At 64.5% G+C, this 13,392-nt stretch carries 13 protein-coding genes; 7 read left to right on the top strand and 6 right to left on the bottom strand.

What is annotated here, in order from left to right:
• Positions 1-13 precede the first annotated feature (13 nt).
• Entirely contained in the window at positions 14-1,477 is a 1,464-nt protein-coding gene (gene coaBC, locus AC0L2X_RS07620; RefSeq protein WP_473599543.1) for a bifunctional phosphopantothenoylcysteine decarboxylase/phosphopantothenate--cysteine ligase CoaBC, read from the top strand.
• Here coaBC and AC0L2X_RS07615 read toward each other — a convergent pair.
• The 6 genes from AC0L2X_RS07615 to AC0L2X_RS07590 form a co-directional block, all read right to left on the bottom strand.
• A complete protein-coding gene (locus AC0L2X_RS07615; RefSeq protein ID WP_473599542.1) occupies positions 1,474-2,931 on the bottom strand; it encodes an MFS transporter in 1,458 nt (485 codons plus the stop codon). The two genes, coaBC and AC0L2X_RS07615, sit on opposite strands and share 4 nt — an antisense overlap.
• Positions 2,932-3,328: 397 nt before the next feature.
• Complete coding sequence (locus AC0L2X_RS07610; protein WP_473599541.1) at positions 3,329-3,802, bottom strand: DUF992 domain-containing protein; 474 nt, start codon at positions 3,800-3,802, stop codon at positions 3,329-3,331.
• A 138-nt stretch (positions 3,803-3,940) separates the two neighbouring features.
• The gene (locus tag AC0L2X_RS07605) at positions 3,941-4,786 is read right to left on the bottom strand and encodes a tetratricopeptide repeat protein (protein ID WP_352665583.1); all 846 of its coding nucleotides are present in this window, start codon (positions 4,784-4,786) and stop codon (positions 3,941-3,943) included.
• Between the two features lie 161 nt (positions 4,787-4,947).
• Positions 4,948-5,220, bottom strand: a complete 273-nt coding sequence (rpsU, locus tag AC0L2X_RS07600; RefSeq protein ID WP_023675331.1) for a 30S ribosomal protein S21 — start codon at positions 5,218-5,220, stop codon at positions 4,948-4,950.
• A 265-nt stretch (positions 5,221-5,485) separates the two neighbouring features.
• A complete protein-coding gene (locus tag AC0L2X_RS07595; RefSeq protein WP_352709263.1) occupies positions 5,486-5,872 on the bottom strand; it encodes an SET domain-containing protein in 387 nt (128 codons plus the stop codon).
• Positions 5,873-5,981: 109 nt separating this feature from the next.
• Entirely contained in the window at positions 5,982-6,740 is a 759-nt protein-coding gene (locus tag AC0L2X_RS07590; protein WP_352709262.1) for an SDR family oxidoreductase, read from the bottom strand.
• Between the two features lie 206 nt (positions 6,741-6,946).
• Between AC0L2X_RS07590 and AC0L2X_RS07585 the strand changes: the two genes are divergently transcribed.
• The 6 genes from AC0L2X_RS07585 (at position 6,947) to AC0L2X_RS07560 (ending at position 13,348) form a co-directional block, all read left to right on the top strand.
• The gene (locus tag AC0L2X_RS07585; protein WP_352709260.1) at positions 6,947-7,678 is read left to right on the top strand and encodes a hypothetical protein; all 732 of its coding nucleotides are present in this window, start codon (positions 6,947-6,949) and stop codon (positions 7,676-7,678) included.
• Between the two features lie 128 nt (positions 7,679-7,806).
• The gene (locus AC0L2X_RS07580; RefSeq protein ID WP_352709259.1) at positions 7,807-9,060 is read left to right on the top strand and encodes a sarcosine oxidase subunit beta; all 1,254 of its coding nucleotides are present in this window, start codon (positions 7,807-7,809) and stop codon (positions 9,058-9,060) included.
• Entirely contained in the window at positions 9,060-9,482 is a 423-nt protein-coding gene (locus AC0L2X_RS07575) for a hypothetical protein (RefSeq protein WP_352565630.1), read from the top strand. Before AC0L2X_RS07580 ends, AC0L2X_RS07575 begins: the two co-directional genes overlap by 1 nt.
• An 8-nt stretch (positions 9,483-9,490) precedes the next feature.
• Positions 9,491-9,787, top strand: a complete 297-nt coding sequence (locus AC0L2X_RS07570; RefSeq protein WP_292519105.1) for a sarcosine oxidase subunit delta — start codon at positions 9,491-9,493, stop codon at positions 9,785-9,787.
• Positions 9,784-12,777 (top strand): sarcosine oxidase subunit alpha, encoded by a 2,994-nt coding sequence (locus tag AC0L2X_RS07565; RefSeq protein WP_473599540.1) that lies wholly within the window; start codon positions 9,784-9,786, stop codon positions 12,775-12,777. Before AC0L2X_RS07570 ends, AC0L2X_RS07565 begins: the two co-directional genes overlap by 4 nt.
• Positions 12,770-13,348, top strand: a complete 579-nt coding sequence (locus tag AC0L2X_RS07560) for a sarcosine oxidase subunit gamma (RefSeq protein WP_473599539.1) — start codon at positions 12,770-12,772, stop codon at positions 13,346-13,348. Before AC0L2X_RS07565 ends, AC0L2X_RS07560 begins: the two co-directional genes overlap by 8 nt.
• The last annotated feature ends 44 nt before the right edge of the window (positions 13,349-13,392 follow it).

The raw sequence follows: 13,392 nt of genomic DNA, 5'->3' as shown, positions 1-13,392 counted from the left end.
AAAGTGCAATCACATGGCCAGCATCACGATCCGCAACCTTGATGACGAGGTCAAGGATATGCTGCGCCGATTGGCTGCGGAGAATGGCCGGTCAATGGAAGACCAGGCGCGGGTCATGATCCGCGCAGCGGTCGAAGGCCAACTCGGTTCGTCCGGCCGCATCGACCAGATCGAGAAAACGTTGCGCGAACTGACAAGCTTGCAGAATCCTGCAGCTCCGGTGGTCGCGGTCCCCAGCCAGGTCGTGCGAGGTGTCCTCTCCGGCAAGCGCATCCTGCTGATCATCGGCGGAGGCATCGCTGCCTACAAGGCGCTCGATCTGATCCGCCGGCTGCGCGAGCGCGGTGCTTCGGTGCGCGTGGTGATGACAGCCGCGGCGCAGGAATTCGTCACCACGCTGTCGGCCGGAGCACTGTCCGCCGACCACGTCTTCACCGAGCTGTTCGACCGGCAGGACGAGCACGACATCGGCCACATCAGGCTGTCGCGCGAGGCCGACCTTGTGGTCGTGGCGCCGGCCACCGCCGACCTGATGGCAAAGCTCGCCAACGGCCACGCCAACGACCTTGCCTCGACGGTGCTCATCGCCACCGACAAGCAGGTGTTGATGGCGCCGGCGATGAATCCGAAAATGTGGGCACACCCGGCGGTCCGCCGCAACCGTGCGATGCTGGGTAAGGACGGCGTCGCATTCGTCGGCCCGGCGAAAGGCGAGATGGCCGAAAGCAACGAGGCGGGCGAGGGCCGCATGGCCGAGCCGCTGGAGATTGTCACCGCGGTCGAGGCGCTGCTGGACAGCTGGCCAAAGCCGCTGGCGGGAAGAAAGATCATCGTTACTTCCGGACCGACGCATGAACCGATCGATCCGGTGCGCTACATCGCCAACCGCTCGTCGGGCAAGCAGGGTCACGCCATCGCGGCGGCGCTGGCCAGGCTCGGCGCCGACGTGCGTCTCGTCTCCGGTCCGGTCGGCATTGCCGATCCGGTCGGCGTCGCCACGCTGCACGTCGAAACCGCCGTCGAGATGAAGGACGCGGTCGAGCAGCTGCTGCCGGCCGACGCGGCGGTGTTCGTCGCGGCTGTTGCCGACTGGCGTACTCAAAGTTCGGCCGGGGAAAAGATCAAGAAGGTGGCAGGCGAGGGACCTCCGGCGCTGCAAATGGTGGAAAATCCCGATATTCTTGCCGGTGTCGGGCATCACAAAAAGCGGCCGATGCTGGTGGTCGGTTTCGCCGCGGAGACGCAGGACCTGGTCAGGAACGCCCAGGCCAAGCTTGCGAAAAAGGGTGCCGATCTTATCGTTGCCAATGACGTCTCGCATGAAGGCGGTTCTCCGGGCGTGATGGGCGGCGACCGCAACAAGGTGCGGATCGTCTCGAAGGCCGGCGTCGAGGAATGGCCGGAGATGAGCAAGGACGAGGTGGCGACGCGGCTCGCCGCACTGATCGCCGGCCGGCTGAAGACGGTGGTGGTTTAGTTAATCTCACCCACGGAGATTGGCAGCTTCGCCGGCTTCGTGTCGCTCGCCCCCGAAATCCGCAAGGCGGCAAGGCATCCCAGGATGCCGAGCGGCACGAATGCGAGGAACAGCCAGGTAGCGACGTTTGCCGCGGCCTCGCGGTTCAGGCCTTCGGAAAAGCCGCTGGCGTTGGCGACGATGCCCGTCAGTGCCGCACCCACGGCATAACCGATGCGCTGCATGGTCGGCACAGCGGCCGAGGCGATCGTGTGCTCGCCTTCCCGCGCCGATGCCACGACGACACGCGTGACGAACGGCCAGGCAATGCCGAAACCGCCGCCCTGCAGCAAAGCGCAAAGCAGGATCAACGGGATCGAGCCCGCCGGCACCGTATAGGCGAAACCGGCGACGCCCGCGGCGATCATCAGCGCGCCGCCGACGATAATCAGCCGTTCGCGCTCCGGCGGCGCATTGGCGACGAGGATCGACAGGATCGACCAGGCGATCGATTCGGCGGCGATGATGTAGCCGGTGGTGAGGATCGGAATACCGTGCAGGCTGGTCAGGAGCAGCGGTCCGTAGACCGCGAACGAACAGGTCGCCATCGAGAACGCCGCAACCATGGTCATGCCCGCGCCGACCGGCGAGCGCCATGAAAACAGCCGCGACGGGAACAGGCGCGAGCGCGGCTTCAGTGCGTCGATATAGATAAACAGCGCCAGGCCGATCAGGCCGAGGGTGAGCAGCAGCGACGAGCGCAGCAGGGCGATGTCGACGCCGGCGGTGGCGATCAGCACGACGCTGACGGCAAGGCAGCCAAGTGCTGCAAAGGGGAAGGGCGGCGCCGAGCCGCCCGTCGTCTGCGGCCTTATTGCTTCAGGCGTATCGAGCACGAGGAAGCTTGCCAGCGCCATGGCCGTGCCGCCGAGGGTGAAGACGCCGAAGGCCCAGCGCCAGGACAGCAATTCGGTCATGACCGCGCCGAGCACCGGCCCGCTGAAGGCGGCGACACCCCAGATCGCCGACATGACGCCGAAAAGCTGCGGCCAGATCGCGCGGGCAAACAGCCGCTCGACCGAGACGAAGGCCAGCGACACCAGCGCGCCACCGCCGAGCCCTTCGATCAGGCGGCCGCAGAGGAACAGCGGCATCGAAGGCGCGGTGGCGCAGACCAGCGCGCCGGCGGCATAGAGCATTGCTGCGACCATCATGTTGGTGCGCAGCGCGACATAGCTCACCAGCCGTCCGGCGGCCGCACCGGCAACGATGGCGCCGAGCTCGTAGATCGCCAGCGACCAGCCGACCAGCTGCACGCCGGCGAGTTCGCCGACCATGGCCGGCATGATCGTTGCCACCATCGTTTCGTTGGTGGCGTGCAGCAGGATGCCGAGGCTGATAAAGCAGAAGCGCGCGAGGTCGCCGCTCGCCCACAGCGCGCGCCAATCGACCCTGTTTTTGCTTGTTTTGATCATCCAGTCCCCCAAGCTGGTCTAAAGTATTCGAGCGTTCTTCACGTCCAAATGAGCGCATGCCGCAGTATGGGGAGGACTTCTAGAACCTCAACCGTAGTTGAGATCAAGCGGTTTTGATCGCCGTTGGTGGGGCGGATGTCAAATTTGTGCGATGGGGGACAATCACGAGGCGCTGAGATTTCTGGTTGGACCGAAGACAAGCAAAATTGGATCGTCGCAATCTTCGGTTACAGTAACTGCATGGATCCTGGGATCCATGCCGTTACCTTGGAGCGCTGCAACTTTGAACATCAGGGCGGCCCATTCTCTGCGGAGTGGGCCTGCCGGAATCCATGAACTTTCGGCAGCTATTCGCAGGTCCTACGCTGCCCCGCCGCTCGGGAGCCGCGCTACGCCGTTATTTGAACGAGTGGATCAGGTCCAGCGAAGTGACGGCGACCGCCAGGTTGACGCCGGTCTGTGCCTGGACACTGAGCGGCTGCAGCGAAAAGGCGCTGTCGAGGCCGCCGACCAGGAGATTGGCGCCGCCACCGGTGACCACGCTGGCCTCGGCGTTCACGCCATAGTAGCTGCCGGCAAGGTCGCCTTCGTCGTGGTTGCGGGTCGCCGCCAGAACCGCCCAGACCAGCTGGCCCTGATGCGTCCGGCCGACATCGACGCCGAGCTTGGAAATCACCCCGGTATAGACTTCGGAGGGGCCGCCACGATGCGGACGAAAGACGCAGGAAACACCCTTGTTGGAGGTGACGAGATAGGCCGTGCCGCCATCGATGGTGCAGTCGAGCACCCCGAGCTGGAGCTTGCTGGCGCTGGCGGGAGCGGCAACGACGATCGTGGCGAGAGCAGCGGCACAGGCGAGTTTCTTGATCATGGGAAGGTCCTTTCGAAATTGCCTTGTACAAACGGCTGAGCACGCCGAGCGTTCCGCCGAAAACTTGGCGCCAGCAAGGCAAGGGTAAACGCAGGGTTGTCGGAGTGCGGAAAGGGGCCGCCCGATAAACCGGCCCGATCAGCCGGCGCTGGTGCGGGCCAGGCCGTCCTTGGCCGGCTGGTAGGTCGGATTGAGGTGCACGGCCTCGCGGTAGGATTTCGCGGCCCTGACCTTATCGCCGCGCCGTTCGTAGATCAGCGCCTGGTTGGACCACGCCTCAGCGTTCTTGCCGTCGAGCTTGATGGCCATGTTGAAGTCGGCGAAGGCATTGTCCTCGTCGTTCATGGCAAGGTAGGAGAGGCCGCGTCCGTTGTAAGGCTCGGAAGCATCCGGCGCCAGCGAAATGGCGGTCGAGAAGTCCTCGATGGCAAAGGCGTGCTGGCCCTGACTCTGGTAGATCAGGCCGCGATTGTGATAGGCGCGCGCGTCGGTCGTGTCGAGCTGAATGGCCTTCTGGAAATCGTTGAAGGCTTCCTGGACCCGGCCCGCCCTGCGGTAGAGATTGCCGCGGCCGATATAGGCGGCGTCATAATTGGAATTGATCTGGATCGAGCGGTTGTAGTCGGCCAGCGCGCTCGCCTGGTCACCGAGGAAGCGCTGGATGAGCGCGCGGTTCGAATAGGCCTGGTAGAAATTCGGATTGAGCTGGATGGCGGTGTCGAAGTCCTTCAGCGCCGCCTGGTACTGGCCGCCGCGGCCATAGGCCGAGCCGCGCACATTGTAGGCTTCCGGATCCTGAGGGTTGCGCTGGATCACCGCCGACAGCGAGGAGATGTTCTCGCTCGAGGCTTGCGCCTTGTCGATGTTGTTGAACTCGCCGGTCGGAACGCTCTGGCAGCCGGCAAGCGCCATCCCGGAAAGCAGGGCTGCCGTCAGGGCGAGGCCGCGCCACGCGGTTCTGCGCTCTACGGTGATTGCGTCCATGTCTGCCCTGTCCTTACTGCGCCGTCTGGTCCGTTCCCCCTCCGAACCGGCATCTCTCCCAACCGGTCCTCTCGGACCGGGTCGAACTCACAACAAAAAGGTGGCGGCGATTCCGCATCGCGCCACCTTGGATATCCTTGGAAAAGGACGAAAAATTGACGTCAGAACCGCGGCGGACGCGGAGCACCGGCACCGGCAGCACCGGCCGCGACCGGACGCGGCGTCATCGGCAGCAGGCCTTCGCGCTGGGCGCGCTTGCGGGCCAGCTTGCGGGCGCGCCGCACGGCTTCCGCCTTTTCACGGGCGCGCTTCTCGGACGGCTTCTCGTAATGTCCGCGCATCTTCATTTCGCGGAAGATGCCTTCGCGCTGCATCTTTTTCTTGAGCGCGCGAAGCGCCTGATCAACATTGTTGTCGCGGACGAGTACCTGCACGTGCAATCCTGTCTTTCGGTTTGAAATCAACAGGCAAGCGGCCATAGCCACAAGCCTCCGCGGCGCGTTACACCACGAATTGGGGCGGCTGATAGCAGAATCAAGGGGCGCTGTCCACAGCCGATTGAGAGACGGTGCCGACCCCGAAACGAAAAACCCGCCTCGGCGGCGGGTCTTCGGTGTGAATCAGTACCCTACTCAAACTAGTAGCATAGCTGCCGGCACAAAGCAAGAACAAAATTCGCCTTGGGGTCAAATAGCGCCGCTACGCAATGGCCAGGTGGAGCTGCTCGAAACCCTCGAAGAACTCGCCGTAGTCGCAGGTTATCTCCTCGCCGGCGGCGATGTCGCGGGTCGCGGTGGCCCCGCCATATTGCGAAAAGTCGGTGTTCGACTTGTCGGCGTGGTTCATGAAGCGGCCATTGTCGACCTCATAGACCATGAAGCCCGGCCGGTCCGGACTGGGATAGGCATATCTGTCGAGCAATTCCTTGAGGTGCGGCGGCGCCGTCTCGTATCTTTCGACCGGGATCAGCCGGTCAAAGTCCGGATCGAGACGCCAGATCTGCGCCCCCTTCCGGACCGGCTCGGCGGCGAACACGCCGACGCCTTCGATTGCGCTTGCAGCGATATAGGTTCTGATTAGCAGCATGTTTCCAATCCGTCTTCGAGGAGAAGACGGAATCGTCAAATCGCCGGAAAAAGCAAGACCGGTTTTTTTGACGTTGGCTTGCGCGCCGATGGGCCGACCGGGAAACGCTTCACGTCCGGGTGATCGAGACGCCGCCGTCGGCGAACAGTGCCGTTCCGGTGGTGAAGCTCGATGCATCGGAGGCGAGATAAAGCGCCGAGCGGGCGATCTCCTCAGGCTCGGCGACGCGCTTCAAGGCATGCAGGTTTTCGACGAAGGCTCGCGATTCAGGTGTCTTGAACGTTGCCGAGGGCGTGTCGGTGCCGCCCGGCAGCAGCGCGTTGATCCGGACGCCTTTCGGGCCATATTCGGCGGCCAGCACCTGCGTCAATCCGATCAGACCGGCCTTGCTCGCGGCATAGCTGGTCATGCCGGGCATGCCGACCGTGTAGCCGACGAAGGTCGAGGTGAAGATCAACGAGCCGCCGCCGCGATCGATCATCGCCGGCACCTGGTATTTCGCGCCGAGAAAGGCGCTGGTCAGATTGGTGTCGAGCGTCTCGCGCCAGCCCTCCAGCGACAGCTCCGAAACCGGCCCCATCTTGCCGACCGAACCGGCATTGTTGAAGGCGATGTCGAGCCCGCCGAATTTCTCGACCGCCAGGCCGACGAGGGCTTTTGCGTAGGCTTCGTCACGGACATCGCCGGCAAGAGCGATGGCGCTGCCGTCGGCGTCTTCGATTTCGGCAACCAGCGCGTCGAGCTCCGCCTGGCGGCGGGCTGCGACGACGAGCCTGGCGCCTTGCTCGGCAAAGAGCTTTGCCGTGGCGCGGCCGATGCCGGAGCTGGCGCCGGTGACGATGGCGACCTTGTTGGCAAGTGCGAACATTTTTGCGTCCTTTTTTCGCGCCGGCCTTTGCCAGCAATCGGGATGCTTGGTCGCAAATTAGGGTGGCGCGAGCCACCCGATACGTGCGAAGGCATCTGCGAAGATTTCTTGACGCTGGATGGACACCGGGCTACCAAGTCGCCATTCAACTTTGCGGGTGGACGCGCCGCCCATTTGCAATGACCCCCCAAGACATGATGAGCAAGTTGCTGGAGCCCGGCTACGAGGGCGACAGCGAGTTGACGTTCGCTCTTCGTTCGGAACTTGGCAAAGGCTTTCCGATCGAAAACCTCCGGCCGCTGCTGACATCCGACAACCTTCATACGCAGGCCGCGGCCGCGTACTTGGTGGCCGAAGCCAATTCCAAAATGAGTTACAAGATGAATTGCGTTGTTGCGGAGATCGCCGATCTGCTCGACAGCGAAATTGTGGGGATCAGGGTCGACGCAATCGAGGCGCTTCTGGGATGCACGACGCCGGCCGATGGCGCCATTCTCGGCCGCGTCATGCTGCGGCTGGACGACGAACATGCCGGTGTTCGATGGAAAGTCGTCCAGTTCGTCTGCTTTGCTGAGCGGTGGCAGCTGCAGCTCGCGGTGGAAAATGCCGCAGCGCTGCGTCCCGACTCGGCTTTTGCGACGTTGGTCAACGCTTACGGACGGCATTTCATGCCGAGAGCCAAGGAACTGCAGCGGTTGCTCGAGCATCCGGACGCACTGTTGCGGCGCTTTGCGGCGGCAGTGGCCATCAGGCCACGCCAGGTGATCGTCGAGCGCTTCGTGGCCATGGCGGAGCAGTCGGACGACGCGGAAGTTCGTAAAATCGCCAGCGATTGCCGTGAGGGTTATTTGCGATCGATCTATGCAATCGGGCCGTCCATCTTGAAGCGCGCGTCGGCTGAAACGTCAAAGGGCAATGCCCAGAACGGCGGCCGTTGAAGGCACGGCGCAAAACGGCAAGCGCCGTCGCAAACAGTGCAAGGCTGGCAGCGCGGTTTCGCTAGTGATACAGCTCGCGCGCCGGGGTTGGCTGATCTGCCCGGCCGCCATTTGCGAGGCCTGCGACGTTGAAGAAATACTCGGTATTCGCCATCGCCCGCGAGGCCATGCGCGGTCATAGAGGCTGGGAGGAACAGTGGTCCTCGCCGGAGCCGAAAAAGGAATACGACGTCGTCATCGTCGGCGCCGGCGGCCATGGCCTGGCCACCGCCTATTATCTCGCCACCGTGCACGGCATCACCAACGTCGCGGTGTTGGAAAAAGGCTGGCTCGGCGGCGGCAATACCGGCCGCAACACCACCATCATCCGCTCGAACTATCTCTATGACGAGAGCGCCGGCATCTACGACCATGCGCTGAAGCTGTGGGACGGGCTCAGCCAGGAGCTCAACTACAACGTCATGTATTCGCCGCGCGGCGTCATGATGCTCGCCCACAACATCCACGACATCCAGGTGCTGAAGCGGCACGTCCACGCCAACCGGCTGAACGGCATCGACAATGAATGGCTGACGCCGGAACAGGCCAAGGAATTCTGCCCGCCGCTCAACATTTCGCGCGATGCGCGCTACCCGGTTATGGGTGCTGCCCTGCAGCGCCGCGGTGGCACGGCGCGCCACGATGCCGTCGCCTGGGGCTACGCGCGCGGCGCTTCGGCGCGCGGCGTCCACATCATCCAGAATTGCGAGGTCACCGGCGTCAAGCGGGCGCCGAACGGCGCGGTTACCGGCGTCGAGACGACGCGCGGCTTTATTGGCGCCAGGAAGGTCGGCGTGGTCGCCGCCGGCCACTCATCGGTGATCATGAACATGGCCGGCGTGCGTATGCCGCTGGAAAGCTATCCGCTGCAGGCGCTGGTGTCGGAGCCGGTCAAGCCGGTGGTGCCTTGCGTGGTGATGTCGAACACCGTGCATGCCTATATCTCGCAGTCCGACAAGGGCGAGCTGGTCATCGGCGCCGGCACCGACCAGTATGTCTCCTATTCGCAGACCGGCGGGCTGCACATTTTGCAGCATACGCTCGACGCGATCTGCGAGATGTTCCCGATCTTCACGCGCATGAAGATGCTGCGCTCGTGGGGCGGCATCGTCGACGTGACGCCCGACCGTTCGCCGATCCTGGCCAAGACGCCGGTGCCCGGCCTCTATGTCAATTGCGGCTGGGGTACGGGCGGCTTCAAGGCGACGCCGGGTTCGGGCCATGTCTTTGCCCATACGATCGCCAGGGACGATCCGCACCCGATCAACGCGCCCTTCACCATAGAGCGCTTCCGCACCGGCCGGCTGATCGACGAGGCGGCGGCGGCGGCGGTGGCGCACTGATGATGACCGAGATGGCCGTCGCCATGCCGCTGATGCTCGCCGGCGAGCAAGGCCTGTTCCATTTTCCGTCACCGGAAGAGGTGCGCACCCAGCCGATCAGTCGCGCCGGGAACGAGGCCGGCTGGCCGTTTTCCATCGACGACGGCATGCTGACCTGCGTCTGGAGCGGCGGGCGAAAGATCGTCTTCTTCTTCGAGGCCCGTCCTTCCGATCTGGATCCGGACGAGCCTTTCCAGCCGCGCGGCGTCATCGTCACCACCGATCCGGTCCAGCTGACCATCGGCAACATGGCAAATCGCGCTCTGTTTCGCCCTGCGGCAAGCATCGAGGAGCGCATCCGGCTCGTCGCGCCTTTCGTCACGATGGGTCAGAGGCTTTGCGACCAACCTGCCGGCGCTCGCGTCGGCCACGGCGAACTGTAGGACCAACCATGCTTCTCATCCGCTGCCCCTATTGCGAGGAAGAGCGTCCCGAGCTCGAATTCCGCAACGCCGGCGAGGCGCATATTGCGCGTTCCCCAAACATCGCCGGCGAGAGCGACGACGATTTCGAAAAGTTCTTTTTCATCCGCTCCAATCCCAAAGGCATCATCTATGAGCGCTGGCGGCACATGCATGGCTGCGCGCGGTTCTTCAACGCCGTGCGCGACACCGTCAGCGACAGGTTTCTGATGACTTATAAGGCCGGCGAACCGAAGCCCACGAAGCTGCCGGGAGCCGCCAAATGAGCGCGACGTTCCGCATTGCCGGCGCCGGGCGGCTCAAGCAGGCAAAGATAGCCGGCTTCAGCTTCGACGGCCGCCCCTATACCGGGATCGAGGGCGACACGCTGGCCTCGGCGCTGCTTGCCAATGGCGTCCATCTCGTCGGCCGCTCGTTCAAGTACCACCGGCCGCGCGGCTTCCTGTCGGCCGGCGCCGAAGAGCCGAATGCGCTGGTCGAGATCAAGCGCGACGCGGCACGCAAGACGCCGAACGTCCGCGCCACCGTACAGGAGCTATATGACGGGCTGACCGCACAGTCGCAGAACCGCTGGCCGTCGCTGGCCTTCGACATCGGTGCGGTCAGCAGCATTGCCTCGCCGATGCTTTCGGCCGGCTTCTACTACAAGACCTTCATGTGGCCGAAGGCCGCGTGGAAAAACCTCTACGAGCCCAAGATCCGGGCAGCCGCCGGTCTCGGCGTCGCCCCCGACCAGCCGGACCCCGACCATTATTCGGCGCGCTTCGCCCATTGCGAGGTGCTGGTGCTTGGCGGCGGTGCCGCGGGCATCGCCGCGGCATTGGCCGCGGCCGAGACCGGCGCGCGCGTCATCCTTGCCGACGAGCAGGCGGAATTCGGCGGCAGCCTGCGCTTTGAGAGCGGCGCGAAGATCGAAGGCCAGGACGGCTTTTCCTGGGCGCAATCGGCTCTCGCCAAGTTGAGCGCGATGGACAATGTCCGCGTGCTGCCGCGTACCACGGCCTTCGGCTATTACGCGCAGAATTTCGTCGGGCTGGTCGAGCGGGTCAGCGACCATCTGCAGAACCCCGGCCGCGACCTGCCGCGCGAGCGGCTGTGGCAGATCCGCGCCAAACGCGTGGTGCTGGCCACCGGCGCCATCGAGCGCCACATGGTGTTTGCCGACAACGACCGGCCGGGCATCATGCTGGCCTCGGCGGCGCGCACCTATCTCAACCATTACGGCGTCGCCGTCGGCAGGAATGTCGGCGTCTACACCGCGAACGATTCCGCCTATGCGGTGGCGATCGACCTGAAGAAGGCCGGCATCAACGTGGCGGCGATCATCGACCTACGCGACAATCCGACCGGGCCGGTGATCGACGAAGCGAGGGCGCTCGGCATCGAGGTCAATTTCGGCCGCGCGGTGATCCGCGCCGGCGGCAAGCTGCGGGTATCGTCGATGACCGTGCAGCCGAAGAATGGCGGCGGCGAACGCATCATCCCGGTTGACGCAATCCTGATGTCGGCGGGGTGGACGCCGTCGGTGCATCTGTTCTCGCAATCGCGCGGCAAGGTTGCCTTCAACGACGAGACCAAGCGCTTCGTGCCCGGAATTTATGCGCAGGATTGCGTCTCCGTCGGCGCCTGCAACGGCACGGACGGGCTGTCGGCGACGATCGACGAGGCCTATGCTGCGGGCGCCAAGGCGGCCAAGGACGCCGGCAGCAAGCCGGCCAAGGGCACCAAGCCGAAGGTCGATGCCAGCGAGAGCTGGTCGCGCGGCATGCTGGGTGCGGCACCCGGCGCCGGGGCGGATACGACGGTAAAGGCGTTCGTCGATTTCCAGAACGACGTCACCGCCAAGGACATCCGTCAGGCGGTGCATGAAGGCATGCGCTCGATCGAGCACGTCAAACGCTTCACCACCAACGGCATGGCGACCGACCAGGGCAAGACCTCCAATATGCACGGGCTGGCAATTGCCGCCGAGACGTTGGGCAAGCCGATCCCGCAGGTCGGGCTGACGACGTTCCGCGCGCCCTATACGCCGGTGACGTTCGGTTCGATCGTCGGGCACGCGCGGGGTCCCCTGTTCGACCCGACCCGCAAGACGGCGATCCATCCCTGGGCCGAGCGTCAAGGCGCTGTCTTCGAGGATGTCGGGCAATGGAAGCGCGCCTGGTATTTCCCGAAGCCGGGCGAGGATATACATGCGGCCGTCGACCGCGAATGCGTCACGGTGCGCAAGACGGCCGGCCTGTTCGACGCCTCGACGCTGGGCAAGATCGAGGTGGTCGGGCCGGATGCGGCCAAATTCATGGAACTGCTCTACACCAATCCATGGGAGAAGCTGGAGCCCGGCCGCTGCCGCTACGGCATCATGCTGCGCGAGGACGGCTTCATCTATGACGACGGTGTCGTTGGCAGGCTTGCACCCGACCGCTTCCATGTGACCACGACGACCGGCGGCGCGCCGCGCGTCATGAACCATATGGAAGACTATCTCCAGACCGAGTTCCCGCATCTCAACGTCTGGCTGACCTCGATCACCGAGCAGTGGGCGGTGATTGCCGTGCAGGGGCCTAAGTCTCGCGACATCATCGCGCCGCTGGTCGAGGGCATCGACATGTCGGATGAGGCGCTGCCGCATATGTCGGTGCGCGAAGGCCGGATCTGCGGCGTCCCGACAAGGCTGTTTCGCATGTCGTTCAGCGGCGAGCGCGGCTTCGAGGTCAACGTGCCGGCCGATTACGGCGAGGCGGTTTGGGAAGCGCTATGGGCCGAGGGCCAGAAGCATGGCGCCTGCGCCTACGGCACTGAGTCCATGCATGTGCTGCGCGCCGAAAAAGGCTACATCATCGTCGGCCAGGACACCGACGGCACGGTTACGCCGAACGATGCCGGCCTCGACTGGGCGGTCGGCAAGAAGAAGACCGACTTCGTCGGCATTCGCGGCATGGCGCGGCCGGACTTGGTCGCCAAGGGCCGCAAGCAGCTTGTCGGCCTGAAGACCAGGGATCCCAAGGTGGTGCTGGAGGAGGGCGCGCAGATCGTCGCGGACCCGAAGCAGGCAATCCCGATGAAGATGATCGGCCATGTCACCTCGAGCTATTGGTCGCAAAATTGCGGCCGCTCGATCGCGCTGGGGCTGGTCGCCGGCGGCCGCGATCGTATGGGCGAGACGCTTTACGTGCCGATGCCGAACGGGGTGGTCGAGGTGGAGGTCACCGGCATGGTGTTCTTCGACGAGAAGGGAAAGCGCCTCAATGGCTAAGGCTGCTTTGAAAACTGCCGCCGCCGGGCCGTCGGTCGAACGCCGTCCGGCTCTCGCCGGCCGGGCGCTTTCCGCCACCGGCGTCACACTTGCCGTGCTGCCGCCGGCCGAGCGCATATCGCTGCGCGCGCCGGACGCCTCGATCGCGGCACTTTCGAAAGCGCTCGGCGTCGTCCTGCCGCAAAGGCCGAAAACCTCGGCGGCAAAGGCCGGGCGCACGGCCTTGTGGCTCGGGCCGGACGAATGGCTGGTCATCGACGAGAGCGGAAAAGATCCGCTCGCCGACTGCGCCGGGGTTTCCGCGCTGCATTCGGCGGTCGGCATCTCGCACCGCAACGTCGCCATATCGGTCACCGGTCCGGCTGCCGCGGCGACGGTCAATGCCGGCTGCCCGCAGGATTTGTCGCTCGACGCCTTTCCGGTCGGGGCGGCGTCGCGTACCATTCTCGGCAAGGTCGAAATCGTGCTGTTGCGCACCGCGGCCGACGCGTTCCGCGTCGAATGCTGGCGTTCCTTTTCCGATTATGTCTTTACTTTTCTGTCGGAGGCAGCGCGCGACACGGCAGCATAGGCATGTTCGCTGCGCCCGACTGTTCTGCGACAGCGAGCCGAGGG

This window comes from Mesorhizobium sp. WSM4828 (assembly GCF_055811175.1).
The sequence above is the reverse complement of the archived record's forward strand: the minus strand, read 5'-3'. Positions and strand labels throughout refer to the sequence as shown.